The 20,100-nt window shown below is 70.3% G+C and carries 17 protein-coding genes; 4 read left to right on the forward strand and 13 right to left on the reverse strand.

What is annotated here, in order from left to right:
- Nucleotides 1–126: 126 nt before the first annotated feature.
- From SACTE_RS14850 to SACTE_RS14865, 4 genes are all read right to left on the reverse strand, one after another.
- Nucleotides 127–1,644, reverse strand: a complete 1,518-nt coding sequence (locus SACTE_RS14850; RefSeq protein WP_014046847.1) for a class I SAM-dependent methyltransferase — start codon at nt 1,642–1,644, stop codon at nt 127–129.
- Between the two features lie 304 nt (nt 1,645–1,948).
- The gene (locus tag SACTE_RS14855) at nt 1,949–2,587 is read right to left on the reverse strand and encodes a hypothetical protein (protein ID WP_014046848.1); all 639 of its coding nucleotides are present in this window, start codon (nt 2,585–2,587) and stop codon (nt 1,949–1,951) included.
- A 666-nt stretch (nt 2,588–3,253) separates the two neighbouring features.
- Nucleotides 3,254–3,706: an ATP-binding protein gene (locus SACTE_RS14860; protein ID WP_014046849.1), complete on the reverse strand. Its 453-nt coding sequence runs from the start codon at nt 3,704–3,706 to the stop codon at nt 3,254–3,256.
- Between the two features lie 206 nt (nt 3,707–3,912).
- A complete protein-coding gene (locus tag SACTE_RS14865; protein ID WP_003967428.1) occupies nt 3,913–4,266 on the reverse strand; it encodes an STAS domain-containing protein in 354 nt (117 codons plus the stop codon).
- A 79-nt stretch (nt 4,267–4,345) separates the two neighbouring features.
- On the opposite strand from SACTE_RS14865, the gene SACTE_RS14870 reads away from it, so the two are divergent.
- The gene (locus SACTE_RS14870) at nt 4,346–6,862 is read left to right on the forward strand and encodes a DEAD/DEAH box helicase (protein WP_014046850.1); all 2,517 of its coding nucleotides are present in this window, start codon (nt 4,346–4,348) and stop codon (nt 6,860–6,862) included.
- A gap of 36 nt (nt 6,863–6,898) precedes the next feature.
- Here the strand turns inward: SACTE_RS14870 and SACTE_RS14875 are convergent, their stop codons facing one another.
- The 7 genes from SACTE_RS14875 to ssd all read right to left on the reverse strand — a co-directional run bounded on the left by SACTE_RS14875 (nt 6,899) and on the right by ssd (nt 12,123).
- Nucleotides 6,899–7,369 (reverse strand): Rv3654c family TadE-like protein, encoded by a 471-nt coding sequence (locus tag SACTE_RS14875; RefSeq protein WP_019992587.1) that lies wholly within the window; start codon nt 7,367–7,369, stop codon nt 6,899–6,901.
- On the reverse strand, nt 7,366–7,713 hold the full coding sequence (locus tag SACTE_RS14880; RefSeq protein WP_226995233.1) for a TadE family type IV pilus minor pilin: 348 nt from the start codon (nt 7,711–7,713) through the stop codon (nt 7,366–7,368). The genes SACTE_RS14875 and SACTE_RS14880 overlap by 4 nt, the downstream gene beginning before the upstream one ends.
- A 67-nt stretch (nt 7,714–7,780) precedes the next feature.
- Entirely contained in the window at nt 7,781–8,002 is a 222-nt protein-coding gene (locus tag SACTE_RS32590) for a DUF4244 domain-containing protein (protein WP_050986407.1), read from the reverse strand.
- Between the two features lie 155 nt (nt 8,003–8,157).
- Nucleotides 8,158–8,976: a type II secretion system F family protein gene (locus SACTE_RS14890; protein ID WP_014046853.1), complete on the reverse strand. Its 819-nt coding sequence runs from the start codon at nt 8,974–8,976 to the stop codon at nt 8,158–8,160.
- Entirely contained in the window at nt 8,973–9,794 is an 822-nt protein-coding gene (locus tag SACTE_RS14895; protein WP_226995234.1) for a type II secretion system F family protein, read from the reverse strand. Before SACTE_RS14895 ends, SACTE_RS14890 begins: the two co-directional genes overlap by 4 nt.
- A 59-nt stretch (nt 9,795–9,853) precedes the next feature.
- Entirely contained in the window at nt 9,854–11,002 is a 1,149-nt protein-coding gene (locus SACTE_RS14900; RefSeq protein ID WP_014046855.1) for a TadA family conjugal transfer-associated ATPase, read from the reverse strand.
- A complete protein-coding gene (gene ssd, locus SACTE_RS14905) occupies nt 10,999–12,123 on the reverse strand; it encodes a septum site-determining protein Ssd (protein ID WP_014046856.1) in 1,125 nt (374 codons plus the stop codon). Before ssd ends, SACTE_RS14900 begins: the two co-directional genes overlap by 4 nt.
- 516 nt (nt 12,124–12,639) lie before the next feature.
- On the opposite strand from ssd, the gene SACTE_RS14910 reads away from it, so the two are divergent.
- Nucleotides 12,640–13,479, forward strand: a complete 840-nt coding sequence (locus SACTE_RS14910) for an HAD-IB family hydrolase (RefSeq protein ID WP_014046857.1) — start codon at nt 12,640–12,642, stop codon at nt 13,477–13,479.
- A gap of 397 nt (nt 13,480–13,876) precedes the next feature.
- Here SACTE_RS14910 and SACTE_RS14915 read toward each other — a convergent pair whose 3' ends face one another.
- Nucleotides 13,877–14,701: a hypothetical protein gene (locus SACTE_RS14915; protein ID WP_019992583.1), complete on the reverse strand. Its 825-nt coding sequence runs from the start codon at nt 14,699–14,701 to the stop codon at nt 13,877–13,879.
- 102 nt (nt 14,702–14,803) lie between these two features.
- Between SACTE_RS14915 and SACTE_RS14920 the strand changes: the two genes are divergently transcribed.
- Entirely contained in the window at nt 14,804–15,799 is a 996-nt protein-coding gene (locus SACTE_RS14920; protein WP_014046859.1) for an ATP-binding protein, read from the forward strand.
- 47 nt (nt 15,800–15,846) lie between these two features.
- On the opposite strand, the gene SACTE_RS14925 is transcribed toward SACTE_RS14920, so the two are convergent.
- The gene (locus tag SACTE_RS14925; protein ID WP_014046860.1) at nt 15,847–17,157 is read right to left on the reverse strand and encodes a hypothetical protein; all 1,311 of its coding nucleotides are present in this window, start codon (nt 17,155–17,157) and stop codon (nt 15,847–15,849) included.
- A gap of 283 nt (nt 17,158–17,440) precedes the next feature.
- Here SACTE_RS14925 and SACTE_RS14930 point away from each other — a divergent pair, with 283 nt between their 5' ends.
- The gene (locus tag SACTE_RS14930; protein WP_014046861.1) at nt 17,441–20,047 is read left to right on the forward strand and encodes a SulP family inorganic anion transporter; all 2,607 of its coding nucleotides are present in this window, start codon (nt 17,441–17,443) and stop codon (nt 20,045–20,047) included.
- Nucleotides 20,048–20,100 lie beyond the last annotated feature (53 nt).

A 20,100-nucleotide genomic window follows, 5' to 3' on the forward strand; every position in this document is an offset into this window, starting at 1 on the left:
GAACCCGTCGAACGGAATCCGCACAACTGCCGTCGGCACGGCTCAGGGTCCCGGACAACCCGCTGTTCGGAGAGGTGGTGACGCGGGTGGGGCGTGACACGTCCGCGCCGGAGCGGAGCGCGGCCGTCAGCGCTCCCGCGCACCACCCAGGACGGGCTCGATGAAGCCCTCCTCGACCAGCAGCCGGATCGCCTGGGGTGTGCGGTCCCGCAGCAGCACCGGATCCTCCGCCATCAGCTGGGCGATGGCGTCCAGGATCCGGCCGGCGGGCAACGAACCGTCGCACACCCCTGCGAATCCGGCTCCGACCGAGTCGACCTTGGTCGCCCTCCGCATCCCACGGTGCTGGCGCAGCACCACGTGCTCGGGGTCCTCCGCCCCGGGGAGACCGACCTGCTCCTGAACGACCTCTTCGGCCAGGGTGAAATGCGCCGCGAGCAGCGCCGCGTCGTCGTGCTCACGGAGGTAGTCCTGGCGCGCGAAGTGGGCCTCCACCGCCGAACCGAGCGGCTGTTCCACCGAGTGCGGCCATTCCTCGGCGACGACCGAGGGATTCCCGGCTGCGGCAGCGACGGACTTCCTGAGCGTGATCCAGCCGAAGCCGACGGCCTTGGTGCTCCGAGCCTCGAACTCGTCCAGCCACGCCTCGTACCGCTCCGTATAAGCGGCCGGATCCATGCGGTGGTCGCCGCTGTCGCGCAGCCACAGCTCGGTGTACTGCGTGACGTCCTGCACCTCCCGTTGCACGATCCAGGCGTCGCAGCCCTCAGGTACCCAGGCACGCACCCGGTCCTGCCACTCCTCGCCCTCGACGTGCTGCCAGTTGGCGAGGAACTGCGCGTACCCCCCGTCGTTCAGCCGGTCGCCCGCCTGCTGCACGAGGGTCCGGCACAGGTCGTCGCCGCCCATGCCGCCGTCGCGGTACGTGAGCCGGGCACCCGGCGAGATGACGAAGGGCGGGTTGGAGACGATCAGGTCGTACGTCAGGTCGCCGACCGGCTCGAAGAGGGAACCTTCCCGCAGGTCGGCGGGGGCGGCGCCGGACAGGGCGAGGGTGAGCCGGGTGAAGTCCAGGGCACGCGGGTTGACGTCCGTGGCGGTGACCTGGGTGGCGTGCTGTGCGGCATGCAGTGCCTGGATGCCGGAGCCCGTACCGAGGTCGAGCGCCGAGGCGACGGGCCGGCGCACGGTGATTCCGGCCAGCGTGGTGGAGGCTCCGCCGACGCCGAGGACGACCCCTTCCTCGTGCGAGCCGATACCTCCGGCTCCGCCGACCGCGCAACCCAGGTCCGAGACGATGAACCAGTCCTGACCCTCGGGCCCGCCGTACGGCCGTACGTCGACGGCAGCCCGGATCAGATCACCCTCACGGGCCAGCCAGCCGTCCTCCACACACTCCTCCAGGGGGAGCGCGGCGGCAGCGAGGGCCGCCGGGACGGAGCGCTGGAGAAGGAACAGCCGCACCAGCGTGTCGAGCGGCGAGTCCCCACGGGTGGCCCGGAGCGCGGGGACGGTCTCGCTGCGCGCCAGGGCAGCGTAGGCCGACGCGCCGAGCCGTTCGAGGAGGCCGTCGGCGGTGAAGTCGGCGGCGAGCAGGGCTTCGCGGAGCCGGGGGGCGCGGGCGGATGCGGGAAGGCTGGACATACTCACCCGCCCATTGTGTCCGCTCCCTCCGACAACGGCTCACTCGCCGGGGCTTCCTTTTGCCGACGGCCTGCTCGGCCGGCGGGTTCCTTCGCCGCCGGCTCCCTTCTGCCGATGGCTTCCGCCTCACCGACGGGCTCCGTACCAACGACGGTCTCCGTCCCAACGACGGTCTCCGTCCCAACGACGGGCTCCGTACCACCGACAGCAACGACCCGGCGTCCACGAAGGACCGCCGGGCCGCCGCAACCGGGCGACGGAGGCCCGGCCGCCCCCACAACACGAGGGACCTCGGATCGAACGTCTACGCCTTCTCGGTCGCCGTGGCCTCGGGCGAGGCGGGCTTCGACTCCTCGTCCGACCCGGGGGCCGACGGCGCGGCGGGGGGCGGGGCGGAAGCCGTGGGCTTCTGGCACCCCTTCTGCTTCGACATCGCGGAGCCGACATCGCCGGACTGAAGCTTCTTCAGGGCCTGGTCGCCATTGGTGCTGATCTTGTTCAGCTCGTCCGCGATGCCCTTGAGGCCGTCGGCGAACTTCGCCTGGTCGCCCGTGTCGAGGGCGTCGACCTTCGTCTTCAGGTTCGCGTAGGCCGTGGACGAGGCGTTGAGCTCCTTCACGGCCTCTTTCTGCGTGGTCTCGCCGTCGTCGACGGGCGGCGGCCCGGCCGAGTCGACCGCGGCGCCCAGCGACTTGTAGGCCTGTGAGATCTGCTGGAAGGCAGCCGAGTCGGTCTTCTGGACATCGGCGGGCTTGCTGTTGTCGGCCGTCTGCTCCTGGATCGCGGCATTGGCGTTGGCGATCTTCTGCAGTTGGGGCTGCACCTGGTCGCAGACCTTCTTGGCCCAGTCGTTCACCTTGTCGTCGCTGTCGTCGCTGCAGCCCGACAGCGTCAGCACGAGTACCGCACCGCCGGACAGTGCGGCTGCAAGCTTCTTGTTCACCGGATTGGGTCCCTTCCAAGGCTCTCGGCCCCGGAACTTACACGCCAAGTGGGCGACATTCAGGCGCCGGGCATCCGATGTACGTGCTTTTGCAGCCATTTGCACCAAGAGGAACGGGGGAGATACAACTCACCCGCACGCGCGGGAATCTGCACGGCGGCGCCTACACGGACGCCCCGTCAGCGACCGAGCAGCGTCTGGCCGACCAGCCGTCAGATTCGTTTGCTCACACACCCCTTGTCGTCCGACCACCCGGATCCGCCGGGCGCGCCGCACCACAGACGCCCGGCCTCGACGCACTCACGCAACCACCACCGCACGGAGGCCCACCCACCCATGCCCCACAGGCCGGCGGACGTCCGGGCTCAGCCCCTCGCGAACGGCCGGCGCGAGGCCGAGATGCCATACCCCTGTCGACGCCCCCGCGGCAGGATCGCGGGCGAGAGACCGCGGACAGGGCCCCGGGGCAAGGGGAGGCCGTGGGCGAATGAGCCGGTGGGGACGGGGACGACCTGCGCAGGCGGGTCCATGGGCCGGAGAACGTAGACAAGGAAAAGGGCCTTGCTCCGCAAGGCTCCTCCATCGATCACGTGTATCCCCCGCCGAACGCGACGGTCAGCTGAACACGGCGGTCAGTTGGGCGATGCGGTCAGTTGGGCGCCGCGGTCAGGGGACGGCCACCGCAGGTGTCGTCGGCCAGCTCATACGGATCACTCCACCCTCTGTGGCCGACCGGACCTCCACGTCGTCGACCAGGCCGCTGATCACCGCGAGGCCCATCTCGTCCTCGCTCTCGGCGTCCGTCTCCGGGCCACGGCCCCCGATGGCGTCGCCGGGGCGTCCGGGCAGCGAAGTGGCGCTCCCCGGACCGGGGACCGCGTCACCTACTTCGATGGAGAACGCCTTCTCCTCCTCGATCAGCACCACGGTCACCGGGGCGGTGATGTCGTGACTGCGGTGCAGTCCGACGGCGCGGCTGCACGCCTCTCCGACAGCGAGCCTGACCTCGTCGAGCACCGCCTCGTCGACACCGGCCCGGCGCGCCACGGCGGCCGCGACCAGGCGGGCCGTCCTGACGTGTTCGGGCTGAGCGCTGAAGCGGAGTTCAACGGTTGGCATGCCATCCCCCTCGAACGTATGGGCGTGCGTCTGAGAGGCCCGGGCATGGCGCCCGGAACCCTGCTCCCATTCTCCTCCGGGAACCGACGAAGCCGGCAGCCGACCGAAGGGGTCGACCGCCTGCCCGTGACGGCACGCTTACCTGCCGTCCGCCGGCCCGAACGCTGCCTGCCGACCGGTGGAACCGGCCGACCCGATCCGACGGATCAGTCGGTGGCCGCGACAGCCTCGTCGACCGTGGTGTGGATGGGAAACACCTTGGTCAGTCCCGTGATCCGGAAGATCTTGAGAATGCGCTCCTGGTTGCACACCAGGCGCAGTGAGCCCTCATGGGCCCGGACGCGCTTCAGGCCGCCCACGAGCACGCCGAGTCCGGTGGAGTCGAGGAAGTCGACACCTTCCATGTCGACAACCAGGTGGTAGCTGCCGTCATTCACCAACTCGACCAACTGCTCGCGCAGCTTGGGCGCGGTATACACATCAATCTCGCCACCGACCTCGACGACCGTACGGTCGCCACCAGGCCCGGACACATTGCGAGTCGACAGGGACAGGTCCACGGATCCTCCAGCACCTTGCTATCGAGCGGTCGCCCCTCGGTCTCCCCGACGGAGGCCAGGGGACGGATCGCCAGCCGCGATGGCATTCAATCACTTACCAGCAGCCATGCACGACGCCTTGGGACCATTGTCCGTCATGCCAGTGACACACTCGGTGCCGATGGCCAAGAATCACCGCCCCAGTCAACCACCCGAGAACGGCAGCTCGCGCCCGTCTCCCGCGGTGGTCCTCGACCGGCTTGCCGCAGGGGCGAGCCGGGCAGCGCGCATCACTCATACGGAGCACCTGCCCCCGCGTGAGGGAAGCCATGCCACCTGGCCCGATCGCATCCGGCCGGAAGTGGTCGCCGCAATTGGCCGGGCCGGAATCGACCATCCGTGGACGCACCAGGCCACCGCCGCCGGGTACGCGCTGGACGGCGAGTCCGTCGTCATCGCCACGGGAACGGCGTCCGGGAAGTCCCTCGCCTACCTGGCCCCGGTCCTGAGCGCCCTCCTCGACGGCTCACAGGCCCCGAACGGCCGAGGGGCGACCGCCCTGTATCTCGCGCCCACCAAGGCGCTCGCCGCGGACCAGCGACGCGCGGTCAAGGCGCTCGCCGAACCGCTCGGCACCGCCGTCCGGCCCGCGGTCTACGACGGGGACACGCCGGTCGAGGAACGCGAATGGGTACGTCAGTACGCCAACTACGTGCTCACCAACCCCGACATGCTGCACCGGGGCATACTCCCCTCCCACCCCCGGTGGGCCTCCTTCCTGCGCGCCCTGCGCTTCGTGGTCATCGACGAGTGCCACACCTACCGGGGCGTCTTCGGCTCCCACGTCGCCCAGGTACTGCGCCGTCTGCGCCGCCTGTGCGCGCGCTACGGCTCCGACCCGGTCTTCCTCCTCGCCTCAGCCACGGCGGCGCGGCCTTCCGTCGCGGCGGGGCATCTCACGGGGCTGCCCGTGAGAGAGGTCGCCGACGACGCCTCGCCCCGCGGTGAGATGGTCTTCGCTCTCTGGGAGCCGCCGCTGACCGAGCTGCACGGCGAGAGAGGCGCTCCCGTCCGCCGGACCGCCACGGCGGAGACCGCCGACCTGCTGACCGACCTGACCCTCCAGGGCGTCCGCACCGTGGCCTTCGTACGCTCCAGGCGCGGCGCGGAGCTCGTCTCCGTCATCGCGAAGGAACGGCTGGCCGAAGTGGACCGGTCCCTGCCCGGCCGGGTCGCCGCCTACCGCGGCGGCTACCTGCCGGAGGAGCGCCGGGCCCTGGAGAGGGCTCTGCACTCGGGCGAGCTACTCGGCCTGGCGGCCACGACGGCCCTGGAGCTGGGCATCGACGTCTCGGGGCTGGATGCCGTGGTCATCGCCGGTTACCCGGGCACCAGGGCGTCCCTGTGGCAGCAGGCGGGCCGTGCGGGCCGCTCCGGGCAGGGCGCGCTCGCCGTCCTGGTCGCCCGGGACGACCCGCTGGACACATACCTCGTCCACCATCCCGAGGCGCTCTTCCAACAACCGGTGGAGTCGACGGTCCTCGACCCGGACAACCCGTACGTCCTCGCCCCGCACCTGTGTGCCGCCGCCGCCGAGCTTCCGCTCACCGAAGCCGACATCGCGCTCTTCGGCCCCGCCGTGCCCGAACTGCTGCCGCAGCTGGAGGCGGCGAAGCTGCTGCGCAGACGGGCGACGGGCTGGCACTGGACCCGGCGCGAACGGGCCGCCGATCTCACCGACATCCGCGGCGGGGGCGGGCGCCCCGTCCAGATCGTCGAGGAAGGCACCGGCCGGCTGCTCGGTACGGTCGACGAGTCCGCCGCGCACACCGCCGTACACGAGGGCGCCGTCCACCTCCACCAGGGCCGCACCTACCTGGTCCGGAAACTGGACCTGCGCGACTCGGTGGCCTTGGTGGAGGAAGCCGTCCCGCCGTACTCGACCACCGCACGGGACACGACCGCCATCGCCGTTCTGGAGACCGACACCGAGATTCCCTGGGGCGGCGGCCGGCTCTGCTTCGGTTCCGTGGAAGTCACCAACCAGGTCGTCTCCTTTCTGCGCCGCAGACTGATCACCGGAGAGGTTCTGGGCGAGACCAAGCTCGATCTGCCTCCCCGCACCCTGCGCACCCGCGCCGTGTGGTGGACGGTCACCGAGGACCAGCTCGACGCCGCCCGGATCGGCCCCGAGATCCTCGGGGGCGCCCTGCACGCCGCCGAACACGCGTCGATCGGCATGCTTCCCCTGTTCGCCACCTGCGACCGCTGGGACATCGGTGGCGTCTCCGTACCGCTCCACCCGGACACGTTGCTGCCGACGGTCTTCGTCTACGACGGCCACCCCGGGGGCGCCGGATTCGCGGAGCGGGCCTTCCGCACGGCTCGTGCCTGGCTGACGGCGACCCGGCAGGCCATCGCGTCCTGCGAGTGCGAGGCCGGCTGCCCGTCCTGCATCCAGTCCCCCAAGTGCGGCAACGGCAACGAGCCGTTGCACAAACGGGGCGCCGTACGTCTCCTGACCGAGCTCCTCAGAACGGCACCGCCGGACCCCGGGGAGGGCGAATCGCGGGTGGGCACCGCGCAAGGCCCACCCCCCGGCGCCCCGTCGTCATGAAACCCCCACCGAGGCCACCACGGATCGTCGCTCCGTCTACGGCACTGTCACCGGCAGCTCCAGCTCCCCATCGACACCGGGCGTAGTCCCGGTGCCGATGCCTGTACCTGCCATGCGAGCAGGCACGGCGGGTACCCCAGGCGTCTGAACCACCGGAGGCCCTGCTCTTGATCTGGCCTCCGGCGCGTACGGCCCGAAATGAGCGCGTGCGGTCACATCCGCGATGTCACCGCGCACCACACACCGCACCAGCTCCGCGCCTTGGGCGCCGGTCACCTCCCGCGCCGCCTCGCATGCCTCGGCAGCCCCCAGGAGCGCCCGATCAGCTGCCGCGAGGGCCGCCAGGTCCGCCGCCGCACCGGCCTCGTGCCGGGCCGCCACCGCCTGGCCCAGTGCGAGGACAACCGCGAAGACAGCACACAGCGTCGCCGTCGTCACGGCCACCCACACCGTCGCCATCCCCCGGTCCGTCGCGGCGGCCCTGCTCTGCCTCGGCCCGGCTCTCATGTGTCCGCCCCCACGGTGTCCTCCGCCAAGGCGGCCGCCTCGGCGCTCAACGTCAGCGCGAGGCCGCCCGGGCCCGGCGCCGGGGACCGCACCCGAACCCGCCACAATCCCCCGCTCCGCTCCACCCCGATCTGGGCTCCGCCCGGTGCCGCCGCCCGCGCTGCCGCCAGCACAGCGGCCTCCGGTTCCGAACGTGCCGCCGCCCGCGCCCCGGCACGGGCGGCGTCCACACATCGGATCTGGTCGGAGGCGGCGACCAGTGCCCAGACGAGCGCCAGGACGAACGCGACCAGCACCGGAACGGCCATCGCGGCCTCAGCCGTCACCGCTCCCCGGTCGCGGATCCGGAAGCGGGCACACTTTCCCGCCCGGGCCGCCCGTCGGCACCTCGGACCACCCTCCGGCACCCCCTCAGAATTGTGCATCGAGAGCGTCCTTGATCAGTGACTGCAGGGCGGACAGCACGGCTCCGCTGGTCACCACCTTGTAGAGCACCGCGGCGAACGCGCAGGCCGCGATGGTCCCCACCGCGTATTCCGATGTCGTCATTCCCTGATCCCGGCGTCCACGGCTGATGAGCCGGCCGGTCCTGTCTCCCCAGGTGCGTCGGACCGAACTCAGCGCCCGTGTCATGACGTTCTTCTGCATTTCGACCCCGTTGTCTCGTCTCGTCGCTCGGTCTCGGATCCGTCCGAGCGTTCATCTCTTGGCGTCACGGCTCTTGGCGTCTCGGCCTTCCGGACCGTCCACGCCGCCGGACGGGCCGCCGGACGGGCCGCCGACGCCCGTCAGTTGCGCTGCAACAGGCCGGTCGCCAGACCGATCACCACCGGAGCCACGCCCACGGCCAGAAAGGCAGGCAGGAAGCACAGCCCGACCGGTGCGGTGATCAGCACGCCCGCACGCTGGGCACGCGCCACTGCGGCGCTCGCCCGCTCGGCACGCATCTCGTCCGCCACCCGGGAGACCGGGTCCGCGGCAGGAGCCCCTGTCGCGCCGGCTCGCTCCAGACATCGGGCGAGCCGCGCGGCACCGGGTATCTCACCGAAGCGCCCCCACGCCTCTGACGGTTCGCCGCCGAGCCGGATCTCGGCGGCTGTGCGGACCAGCCGGTCGCCCACCGGGCCGCCCAAGGACTCCCCGACCGCCTCCGCCGCGTCCCGGGGGCCGGCTCCCGCCGACAGGCAGGCGGCCAGAAGATCGGCGACGAGCGGCAACTGCGCCGTGACCGCCAGGGCCTCCGCCTTCGCCCGCGTGGCCGCCCTGCGAGCTCCTGCGGAGCGCTGCCACCGCCATACGCCGTACGCCGCCACGCAGCCGGCACCGCACCCGGCGGGCCCTCCGACGAGGAACCAGCCGACCGCCCAAGCCACCAGCGACAACGCCCCACGCCGCACAGCGTCCGGTTCCCCTCTGCCGGACCACGACAACAGCCGCCACCCGGCCAGCGGCCCGCACCCGGTCGTCGATGTCAACCGTGCTCCCCGCCGACGCATCGCCCTCTCCTGACGGATCCCCGCCAGCACGACGACGCCCAGGTACGCGGCCACGCCCGTCACCGCAGCGACCGCCACCGGCCGGCACATCACTTCCGGGAGCCCTCTCATACCTTTTCCCCCGCCCGCACGATCCGGGTGGCCCAGAACAGTCCGGCTGCCTCCAGCAAGGAACCCGCTACCAAACAGGCCAGGCCACCTGGGCTGTGCAGCAGAACCCGCAGCGGATCGGCTCCCAGCGCCGCTCCCAGCCCGAGCCCCACCACCGGCAACAGCGCCAGCACCACCACGGTCGACCAGGCTCCGGCCAGCTGCGCCCGGAGTTCCTCCCGGCCGCGGCGCTCGGCGCGCAGGGCGTGCTCGATACGGGCCAGCCCCGTCGCGAGACCGGCTCCGCCGTCCACTGCCACCCGCCAGCAGGCCGCCATCCCGGCAAGTCCTTCGAAGCCCGGCACCAAGGACGCCCTCCGGAGTGCCTCGGGGACGTCACCGCCGAATCGGGCAGCTGCGAGAACAGCGGCTTCGGCGCTTCCCAGAGCCCCCTCGCCTCCGGCGGTGAGCAGGGCCCGCCCCGGTTCGCGCCCGGCCCGGAGCTCCCCCACCACGGCTCCGCAGAGCATCGTCACCGCCTCGGCCGCCCGTTCACGGCCGATCCGCAGGGCGCGCCGCCGGATCCATCGCCGTACGAGGGGCACCGCCAAGGCTCCGGCGAGCAAGGGGAGCACCGACTCGCCGAGCGCCGCGAGGAGCACCGCCACGGGAACACAGAGCCATTCACGGTGTGCGTCGAGACGTGTCCGTGCCGTGGCCCATCCACCGGCCGGAGACGGTGCGTCGGCCTCGCGGTCCGCGAACATCGCCCGTGCCCGTTTCAGTCCCTGGTCCCGGGCAACAGCCAGCCCGCCCGAGATTCCCGCACCGACCGCCATCACCACGGGTGGCAGATGGACCGAAAGCCCGGCCTCCATGGCCGTCGCTCCGCCGGCGGTCATACCGGCGCCCCGATCAACGACTCCAGGCGCTCCCATCCCCGCTCCGGAGCGAACCCCCCGTCGCTCCAGCGCAGGGCGGGCACGGTGACCACGAGCCCCGCGTCGTCCCGTCCGAGCACGTGTACTTCTGCGAGCCGCCGTTGTCCTCTCCGGTCCCGCACGAGATGGACCACCACCGACAGCGCCGCCGCCAACTGACTGTGCACTGCGGCGCGGTCGAGTCCAGCAGCCGTGCCCAGGGCTTCGAGACGGGCAGGGACGTGCTCGGCCGCATTGGCGTGCACGGTGCAGCAACCGCCTTCGTGGCCGGTGTTGAGTGCCGCCAACAGATCCGCCACCTCGGCTCCGCGCACCTCGCCCACCACGAGCCGGTCGGGGCGCATACGCAGGGCCTGGCGCACCAGGTCCCGCAGAGTCACCTGCCCGGCGCCCTCCTGGTTGGCGGGACGCGACTCCAGACGCACGACGTGGGGGTGATCCGGACGGAGTTCCGCGGAGTCCTCGGCGAGAACGATGCGTTCCTGGTGTCCTACGGCGCCCAGCAGACTCGACAGCAGAGTCGTCTTCCCTGCCCCCGTCCCCCCGCTGATCAGGTAGGAGACCCGTGCCTCGACCAGGGCCCGCAACAGCCGGTCACCGCCGGGCGGAAGCGTCCCCGCACCGACGAGTTCCTCCAGAGTGAAAGCACGGGGCCGGACCACGCGCAACGAGAGGCACGTCGACCCGACGGACACAGGCGGCAGGACCGCGTGCATCCGCGTCCCGTCCGGCAGCCGCGCGTCCACCCAGGGTCGGGCGTCGTCCAGTCGGCGCCCGGCCACCGCGGCCAGTCTCTGTGCCAGCCGCCTGACCGCCGCGGCGTCCCGGAAGGTGACCCCGGTCAGTTCCAGCCCGCCCCCGCGGTCCACCCACACCCGGTCGGGCGAGGACACCAGGACGTCAGTCACCGCCGGGTCGGCCAGCAGCCGTTCCAGAACGCCCGTGCCGACCAGCTCGCCCCGCAGCTCTTCCGCCGCACCCAGCACTTCCGTGTCGCCGAGCAGGCGGCCCTGCGCCCGGAGCGCGGCCGCAACGCCGGCAGGCGTGGGCGCCGCTCCACTGCGAGCCAGGCGTTGCCGTACGGCGTCGAGCAGGACATCGGTCACGGCCCACCGGTCCCGGATGCCGCTCCGATGCCGCCGCCCACGCCGTCCGAGACGTCCGCCAGCTCCCAGAAACCATCGCAGAAGCGGGCCAAGGGGCCACGTGGGTCTCCTCCCGGTGGCTCTCCACCGTTCTGATCCGCCGCCAGGCCCGGCTCCAGGGGGAGGTCACCCACGAGAGGCAGTCCCAACGCTTCAGCGACCCAGTGCTCGTCCAGGCCTGCCGAGTACGGGCCACGGGCCACGACGCGCAGATCCCGCAGGACCATTCCTGCCGCCGCAGCCACCCGCTTCGCGGCGGCAACCGCTCTGAGCTCCCCGGGCACGACCAGAAGGCCGGCGTCGAGCTGTGCCAGCGCCTCGGCCACGCTGTCGTCGATCCGACGTGGCAGATCCACCACCACGACCCCGCCGCGCCTACGCGCGGCAGCCAGCACCGCCTGCATGGCCTGTGGCTGAACGGCCACCTCGTCGTCCCGTCCCCAGCTGAGCACACGCAGGCCGTGCAACGCGGGCAGCGACTCCTCGAGAGCGCCTCCGCCCACCCTGCCCTTGGAGCGGGCGAAATCAGGCCATCGCATGCCCTCGGATTCCTCACCGCCGAGCAGGACGTCGATGCCGCCGCCCAGAGGGTCACCGTCGATGAGCATGGTGCGCCGACCGGACCTGGCGGCCGTCACGGCAAGGGCACAGGCCAGTGTGGATGCGCCGGAGCCACCCCGTCCCCCCATCACCCCGACGGTGAGCGCCGGACGCCCGACCCCCTCCGCGGCGTTGGCGATCTGGTCGACGAGCCACCCCTCCGCATCCGGCAGCCGCAGCACATACTCGGCCCCGATCTCCACCGCCCGACGCCACACGTCCGGGTCGTCCTGGTCACGGCCGACGAGCATCACACCTCGTCTGCGTGCCGCGCCCCGGCAGCGAGGGGCCGCGTCATCACCCACCAGGACCATCGGGGCCCGCTCCCAGCTCCCCCTCTCCGCCGGAGGCCCGTGGTGGACCTCAGGCATCGCACCGGCAGCCGCACACAGCCTCAGCAGATCGTCCAGCAAATGCGCGTCCTCAGTCACGATCAACGGCCCGCCTCCCAGCTCGTCGGCGTTCGGCAGCCCTTCTCGCATGTTGGTTCCAGCCACGGACTCCGCCCCTTCCACTGCCCCATCAGTGCGGTTCGCGGTGATCTCGGACCGTTCCGAGATGCGCGATTCCGGAACCCGCGGACTTCACGGGTGGAATCAACATGCAACGGCACGGAAAAAGATGTGGATCTTGGTCGCAAACTGTGGACAACTTCGGGATTGTGAATATCTCCGTCGCTCATACAGGCGACATTCGGAGCGCATCCCTTCCGCTACACAGCGTGATGCAGGACGCTGGTGCAGAAGGCGGTCGAGAACAGCCGGGCACGCGCCGACAAGGGGGCAGGCACCACAATGGAGCCGTCAGAAATGCATGCGGACATGCGACGACCCCCGCCGGGGGGGAGAGCGGGGGTCGTCCCCTCGGCCGACTCGGGGGGGGGGAGGAGCCGGACCGGGGTTAGCACGGTCGCGAACGATCCGTGACTTCCATGGTGTACCCGAGCGCCTTCTCAAGCAAACCCACCCACCGGGGTTTACGCCGAATGGTGGGCCCTTATGCTCACCTTTGTGGAAAACTGCTTCTCACCGCGCACAGCAGCCTTCTTTGACCTGGACAAGACGGTCATTGCGAAGTCATCGACCCTCACCTTCAGCAAGTCCTTCTACCAAGGCGGGCTGATCAACCGCCGCGCCGTACTGCGGACCGCGTACACGCAGTTCGTGTTCCTCGCCGGAGGCGCCGATCACGATCAGATGGAGCGGATGCGTGAATACCTCTCGGCGCTCTGCAAGGGGTGGAACGTCCAGCAGGTCAAGGAGCTGGTCGCGGAAACCCTTCACGACCTGATCGACCCGATCATCTACGACGAGGCCGCCACCCTCATCGAGGAGCATCACACCGCCGGGCGCGACGTGGTCATCGTGTCCACCTCCGGCGCCGAAGTGGTCGAGCCGATCGGCGAACTGCTCGGCGCCGACCGGGTGGTCGCCACGCGCATGGTCGTCGGCGAGGACGGCTGCTTCACCGGCGAAGTGGAGTACTACGCCTACGGACCTACCAAGGCCGAAGCGGTGAGGGCCCTCGCCGTGTCCGAGGGGTACGACCTTTCGCGCTGCTACGCCTACAGCGACTCGGCGACGGATGTACCGATGCTGGAGTCGGTCGGCTATCCCCACGCGGTCAATCCCGACCGGGCGCTGAGGCGCGAGGCGACCCTCCGGGAATGGCCGATTCTCGTCTTCAATCGGCCGGTTCGCCTCAAGCAGCGGCTGCCCTCCTTCTCGATGCCGCCCCGCCCCGCCCTCGTGGCTGCCGCAGCCGTGAGCGCGGCAGCCATGGCCGCGGGAATCGTCTGGTACGCCAACCGGCGCCGCGCCTCCCGGCTCGGCACCTGAGCAGGCGCGAGTCCAAGCCCGGCCCCCCTTGTTCGCCCTCAGAAGCAAAGGGGCCGGGCCATGCCTTCCGCTGCCGCAGGCCCAGGAGTACAAGAAAATCAACGGCCCGCGAGACCAAGGACATCCGGAAGGACGACCTTCACACGCATCGGACGGCCCCCGAACCGCACATGGGAGCCGAACACTCACGCGACGTCGACCCGTCGACCACGGGCCGGCCGCACCAGGCGACGGGCAATGAACCGGCCTGATGGGCACATTCCGAGGAAGCTTGGTAACTCGGTGGACATGCGGGCGGCGGTACCGGACCGGTACCGCCGCACCTTTTTCTCGTCACGCCAGCCGTGCCCCCACGTCACGCCAGCCGTGCCCCCAGGGCGCGAGCCGGAGAACAGGCTTACGCCGCCCCTCGCTGCAACGCCTCACACACAGCCGTCGACTCCCTGACACCCAGCTCCACCGCGCGACCGCAGTGTGCGATCCAGGCGGCCATCCCTTCGGGCTTCCCGGAGAGATAGCCCTCGAAAGCCGCGACGTACGCCGCCCGCCCCTGCTCCGCATGGCCCACTTCGGCGGGGCAGATGGATTTCGGGTCAAGGCCGCTGCCGATCAGCACGATGCGCTCGGCAGTCCGGGCCACCAGACCGTTGTGCGAGCCGAAGGGCCGCAGGGCGAGCAGTTCACCGTGCACGATCGATGCCGTCACCAGGGCGGGTGCCGCGCTTCCGGCGAGGATGAGGCCGGAAAGCCCCTCCAGCCGTCCCGCCACCTCGTCCGCATCCGGAAGTGCCGCCTCGATCAGCGGCTCCTCGACCGGTTCACCCGCGAAACGCGGTCGCCCCACGGCGTCGTCCGGAGCAGCCCCACCGGCCGCCACCAGGTGCAGTCGCGCCAGGACCCGCAGCGGCGACTGCCGCCAGATGGAGAGAAGCTGACCCGCTTCCGCGGTCAGCCTCAAGGCGGCGCCGACGGTCCGCGCCTCGTCCTCGCCGCTGAAGTCGGTGCGTCGGCGCACCTCCTCGAGATTCCAGTCGGCACCCGAGAGCGCCGCCGACCCACGCGCACCGCGCAATGCCGCCTCGGCCGTCACCTCGGTGCTGCGACGCCGCATGACCCGGTGGCCGTACACCCGGTCCACGGCCTTGCGTACGGAGTCCACCGCGTCGGGCACTCCGGGCAGGGAACCCAGCGCGACGAGCGGATCGGAGGAAGTCGTACTCATAAGTAGGGAGGCTACGCGCCCCATACCCCGATCCCGCCCGGGAGTGGCCTTCTTCACGGACATCGACTGCACAGCGCAATTGAGCCGCTACCCTAGGTGAACATGAAGATCGCTTTCGTAGGCAAGGGCGGCAGTGGCAAGACCACGCTGTCCTCGCTTTTCATCCGACACCTCGCGGCCAACGAAGCTCCCGTCATCGCTGTCGACGCCGACATCAACCAGCATCTCGGAGTCGCGCTGGGCCTCGACGAGGCGCAGGCCGCCGCGCTGCCCGCCATGGGCGCCCAGCTACCGCTCATCAAGGACTACCTGCGCGGCAGCAACCCCCGCATCGCGTCGTCCGAGACGATGATCAAGACGACGCCCCCCGGCGAAGGCTCACGGCTGCTGCGTCCGGGCGAGGACAATCCCGTCTTCGAAGCCTGCGCGCGTGAGGTCCGGCTCGACGACGGGGTGGTCAGGCTCATGGCCACCGGCCCGTTCACGGAGTCCGATCTCGGCGTGGCGTGCTACCACTCCAAGGTCGGAGCGGTGGAGCTCTGCCTCAACCATCTGGTCGACGGGCCCGACGAGTACGTGGTGGTCGACATGACGGCGGGGTCCGACTCATTCGCCTCCGGGATGTTCACCCGGTTCGACATGACCTTCCTCGTCGCCGAACCGACCCGGAAGGGCGTCTCCGTCTACCGGCAGTACAAGGAGTACGCCCGGGACTTCGGCGTCGCGCTGAAGGTGGTCGGCAACAAGGTGCAGGGCCAGGACGACCTCGACTTCCTACGGGCGGAGGTCGGCGACGACCTGCTGGTGGGCATCGGTCAGTCGGACTGGGTGCGGACGATGGAGAAGGGCCGGCCGGCACCCTTCGAACTGCTGGAGGCCGACAATCGCATGGCACTTCAGGCGCTGCAGAACACCGCGGAGGATTCGTACGAGCAGCGTGACTGGGAGCGCTACACGCGACAGATGGTGCACTTCCACCTGAAGAACGCGGAAAGCTGGGGCAACGAGAAGACGGGGGCCGACCTGGCTGCCCAGGTCGACCCCTCGTTCGTGCTCGCCGAGCATCTCGCGGAGGCCGATGCCGCTCAGCCCGCCTGACGGGCGGGTCCGTTCCCCAGGCAGACCGGAGCCCGAGGAGACAGTACCTACTTCGCGCTCCGGTCGCCCCCTTCGCCCTCGGGGCCCGCGGGCACGGGGCTGCCCGTGGCCTCACCCGGGGTGGCACCGAGGAAGGCCGGCCATCCCTGCTTGGGCTTCTGGCCGACCTTCAGCTTGCCGAGTGTGGCGACTGTCGCCGGGTCCTGGGCGTCCAGCCAGTCGGCGAGCTGCCGGAAGGAGACGCAACGGACATCCTTCCGGACGCACACGTCCTTGATCGTCTCCTCGACGGCACGCATGTAGGTGCCGCCGTTCCAGGACTCGAAGTGGTTGCCGATGATCAGGGGGGCGCGATTGCCCTCGTACGCGCGGTTGAACGCCTGGATCAGCCCGTCCCGCATCTGGTTGCCCCAGTAGGCGTGCTGATCCGGGTCTCCCTGAGTCGTACCGGACTGGTTGAACATGAAGTTGTAGTCCATCGACAACGTCTCGAAGGCACGGCCCGGCACCGGGACGAGTTGGAGGGGGAGGTCCCAGACGCCGTCCTTCTTCGTGGGCCAGACCTGGTTGCCGATACCGCTCGAGTCGTAGCGGAAGCCCATCGTCCGGGCCGCGGCGACCATGTTCTTCTGCCCCTCCAGACACGGGGTACGGGCGCCGACCAGTTCCTTGTCGTAGTCGAAGGGCAACGGCGCTTCGGCCTTGAGGGCCGGGGCGTTCGTCTTCCAGTTCTTTACGAAGGACTTGGCCTGTTCGATCTCGCTCTTCCACTCATCGACCGACCAGGTGCCCACGCCTCCGTCCGGACCGCAGAAGTGGCCGTTGAAGTGGGTCCCGATCTCGTTGCCGTCCAGCCAGGCGGCGCGGAGTTCCGTCAGCGTGTCACGGATGCCCTCGGTGTCGTTGAAGCCGATGTCGGACCGGCCGGCCGAGTGCTGGGGCGGGTCGTAGAGCGCCTTCTTCTCCTCCGGGAGGAGATAGACCCCGCTGAGGAAGTACGTCATCTTCGCGTCGTACTTCTTCGCGACCTCTCGGAAGTGCGAGAAGAGTTTCTGGCTGTCCTCCCCTGCCCCGTCCCAGGAGAACACCACGAACTGCGGCGGCTTCTGTCCGGGCTTCAGTTTCGTGGCCACCGGAAGCTTCGGCTGAGCTCCGGTGAAGGCCGTGGAACCGTCTCCGATGAGCTTCACGGCGCCCTTGGGCGCTGCGGCGGGAGACCGTTCCTCGGTGCCGGGCACCGCCTTCTTGCCGGTTCCGGGGCCGGCGGCCCCCGTACCGGAATCCGAGCAGCCCGACAGGCCCGCGACCAGTGCCGTTGCCACGGCGCCCAGGGCGATCCTCTTCGTCGCGGCCATCATTTGTCCACCCTCTTCCTCGCAGGAGTTCGTGCGTTGCAGTGCCGACACGGCGCGGTCAACGTCGCACGCAAGCAGAGGAATAAGTACGACAAGCATGATGAAAAGATGCTTATTCACTGAAAAGGGTGAGCTAACCCGCTATTTGCTCGAAAACATAGACGCCGTTCTTTACTCTCCATTACGATCCATTTACCGAGAGTTGAGCTAATCCCCCCGCTGCACGCCGTGATCTACGGCCGCGCTACTTCATTCCGCGACCGCGCTGCCCGGAGGAGACGGGAACATGTCTGCATGCGCCCCCACTCGCAATGACCGATCGTCCCGAATGTGGCGCCCCCCTCGCGCCTCGGGATTCAAGCGTCCCCACAGCCCGCCGCCCGGCGGACGCCGCTTCCGCATCACAGGCGCCGATCTGTCCGCGTCGATCACTGTCTTCCTGATCGCCGTCCCCATGTCCCTGGGTCTCGCAGTCGCCATGGACGCACCACTGGCGGCCGGCCTGGTCTCCGCCGTCATCGGTGGTGTCGTCGTCGGACTGCTCGGCGGCACACCTCTTCAGGTCAGCGGCCCGTCTGCCGGACTGACCGTCGTGACAGCCGAGTTGATCCAGCTCTACGGCTGGCGCACCACCTGTGCGATCACCGTCGGCGCCGGGCTCCTGCAGATTCTGCTCGGCTCACTGAGAACCGCCCGGAGCGCACTCGCCGTCAGCCCGGCCATCGTGCACGGCACCCTCGCCGGCATCGGCGTGGCCATCGCGCTCGCGCAGCTGCACATCGTCCTCGGCGGATCACCGCAGAGCTCCGCGCTGGGCAACGTCCTTGCCCTGCCGGCCCGGTTCGGGCAGTTCAGTCCGGCCGCCCCCGCGATCGGCGTCCTGACCATCGCCCTTCTCGTCCTCTGGCCGAGACTGCCCGGACGCGTCGGTGCCGGGCTCGGCAGACTTCCCGCCGCACTCGTGGCCGTGGCCCTCGCGACGGCCGTGGCCGCAGTCGCCGCACCGGGTATCGCTCGGGTCGAGTTGCCCTCCTGGCGCTCGCACGCCCTCCCGGAATTGCCGCACGGACCCGTTTCGGGACTGGCCACCGCGGTGTTCACCGTCATGCTCGTGGCCAGCCTGGAGTCGCTGCTCGCCGCAGTCGCCGTGGACAAGCTCACGGCTGACCGGACAGCGGCTCTGCCCAAGAAGGAGGCGACGCCGGCACCGCTCGTCGAACGCTCCGACCTCGACCGGGAGCTCCGGGCCCAGGGCGTGGCCAACACGCTGGCAGGGCTTCTCGGCGGGCTCGCCGTCTCCGGTGGAGCCGTCCGCAGCTCGGCGAACGTCCGGGCTGGGGCGAGGAGTCGCGCGGCCACCGTGCTGCACGGCGTGTGGGTGCTGCTTGCCGCCTTGCTGCTGGTGTCCGCGCTCGAACGGATTCCCCTGGCCGCGCTCGCCGCGCTGGTGATGGTCGTGGGGATTCAGATGGTCAACTTCGCACACATCCGCAACGTTCACAGACACCGAGAGTTCCCGGTCTACGCGGCCACGATCATCGGTGTGCTCCTCGTCGGCGTCCTCAAGGGCGTGACGATCGGCATCGTCGTGGCGGTGGCTCTGGCCCTGCACCGTCTGGCCCGGACACGGATCACCGTCTCCGAGCAGGACGGCCGCTACCTGGTGACGGCTCGCGGACAGCTCACCTTCCTCGCCGTGCCCCGGCTCAGCAGGGTGCTCGCCCGTATACCTCAAGGGGCCGACGCCACGGTGGAGTTGGACGGCTCCTTCATGGACCACGCCGCCTACGAGGCGATCCAGGGTTGGTGCAGTACGCAGACCGCCCTGGGAGGCCACATCGAGATCACGGGTCGTTCAGGAGGCAGGATCGCCGAGCCGGCGTCCGCCGCCCACTCCTGCTGCCGCCCCTGGACCCCCTGGCGCAACCATCACTGCCATGACCGGATCGGCTCCGGGGCCGCCTCCCGCACCGCCACGCCGGTTTCCCCGACCCCCGGGCCGACCGACTCGCCGAGCATCACCGTGGCCACCTCTGCGGACCGACCGGGCGTCCATCAGCTGCTCAGCGGTCTCAGCTCCTTTCAGCGCACGACCGCCCCACTGGTTCGCGAAGAACTGGCGCGGCTGGCCGCAGAGGGACAGCGGCCCTCCCAGCTGTTTCTCACCTGTGCGGATTCCCGCCTGGTCACCAGCATGATCACCGCCAGCGGCCCGGGTGATCTCTTCACCGTGCGGAACGTCGGCAATCTCGTCCCGCCTCCGGATGCCGAGGGTGCTTCGGGTACCGACGATTCGGTGGCCGCCGCGATCGAGTACGCGGTGGATGTGCTGGAGGTCGAGTCGATCACCGTCTGCGGTCACTCCGGCTGCGGAGCCATGCAGGCGCTCCTGGGCGGCGCTCCGAAGACCCCCCGGACACCGTTGTGGCGCTGGCTGCGGCACGGCCTGCCGAGCCTCGATCGCATGAGATCGCGTCATCACTCCTGGGCTCGTATCTCCGGCCGGCTGCCCACCGATGCGGTGGAGCAGCTCTGCCTGACCAATGTGGTCCAGCAGTTGGAGCATCTGCGGTCGCACGACTTCGTCGCGCGCAGAGTCGCGGCAGGCACCTTGCAACTGCACGGCATGTACTTCCATGTCGGCGAGGCGCAGGCGTATCTGCTGACCGAGGGGGAAAGTTCCGGGACCGGGCCCGATGAGGTCTTCGTACGGGTCGCCCCCAGCGCCGCCCACCCGGGGCCTGACCACCTCCCTGAACCCGGCGCACGGTCCCTCGGCCCGTCTGGCATGGAGCCCTGCACCGAATCGCGCGACGCAGACGGCCTCGATCGAGCGGGCCGAGCCGGCCCAGGCGACCTCCGGCCGGTCGACGACGCGACCGTGGACGCCTGAGCCTCCTGAACCTCTCGCACGTCCGGTCCGTGAGACCTTGTGGTCCCGCTTCC

Origin of the sequence: Streptomyces sp. SirexAA-E (assembly GCF_000177195.2) — a bacterium.
Lineage (GTDB): Bacteria > Actinomycetota > Actinomycetes > Streptomycetales > Streptomycetaceae > Streptomyces > Streptomyces flavovirens.

What these genes read in the sequence shown, in the direction of transcription:
- SACTE_RS14890 (WP_014046853.1), bottom strand. Translation starts at nt 8,976, where the DNA reads ATGAGAGGGCTCCCGGAAGTGATGTGCCGGCCGGTGGCGGTCGCTGCG.
- SACTE_RS14850 (WP_014046847.1), bottom strand. Translation starts at nt 1,644, where the DNA reads ATGTCCAGCCTTCCCGCATCCGCCCGCGCCCCCCGGCTCCGCGAAGCC.
- SACTE_RS14875 (WP_019992587.1), bottom strand. Translation starts at nt 7,369, where the DNA reads ATGAGAGCCGGGCCGAGGCAGAGCAGGGCCGCCGCGACGGACCGGGGG.
- SACTE_RS14860 (WP_014046849.1), bottom strand. Translation starts at nt 3,706, where the DNA reads ATGCCAACCGTTGAACTCCGCTTCAGCGCTCAGCCCGAACACGTCAGG.
- SACTE_RS32590 (WP_050986407.1), bottom strand. Translation starts at nt 8,002, where the DNA reads ATGACACGGGCGCTGAGTTCGGTCCGACGCACCTGGGGAGACAGGACC.
- SACTE_RS14910 (WP_014046857.1), top strand. Translation starts at nt 12,640, where the DNA reads ATGCTCACCTTTGTGGAAAACTGCTTCTCACCGCGCACAGCAGCCTTC.
- SACTE_RS14930 (WP_014046861.1), top strand. Translation starts at nt 17,441, where the DNA reads ATGTCTGCATGCGCCCCCACTCGCAATGACCGATCGTCCCGAATGTGG.
- SACTE_RS14870 (WP_014046850.1), top strand. Translation starts at nt 4,346, where the DNA reads ATGGCATTCAATCACTTACCAGCAGCCATGCACGACGCCTTGGGACCA.
- SACTE_RS14915 (WP_019992583.1), bottom strand. Translation starts at nt 14,701, where the DNA reads ATGAGTACGACTTCCTCCGATCCGCTCGTCGCGCTGGGTTCCCTGCCC.
- SACTE_RS14920 (WP_014046859.1), top strand. Translation starts at nt 14,804, where the DNA reads ATGAAGATCGCTTTCGTAGGCAAGGGCGGCAGTGGCAAGACCACGCTG.
- SACTE_RS14895 (WP_226995234.1), bottom strand. Translation starts at nt 9,794, where the DNA reads ATGGCGGTCGGTGCGGGAATCTCGGGCGGGCTGGCTGTTGCCCGGGAC.
- SACTE_RS14925 (WP_014046860.1), bottom strand. Translation starts at nt 17,157, where the DNA reads ATGATGGCCGCGACGAAGAGGATCGCCCTGGGCGCCGTGGCAACGGCA.
- ssd (WP_014046856.1), bottom strand. Translation starts at nt 12,123, where the DNA reads ATGCGAGAAGGGCTGCCGAACGCCGACGAGCTGGGAGGCGGGCCGTTG.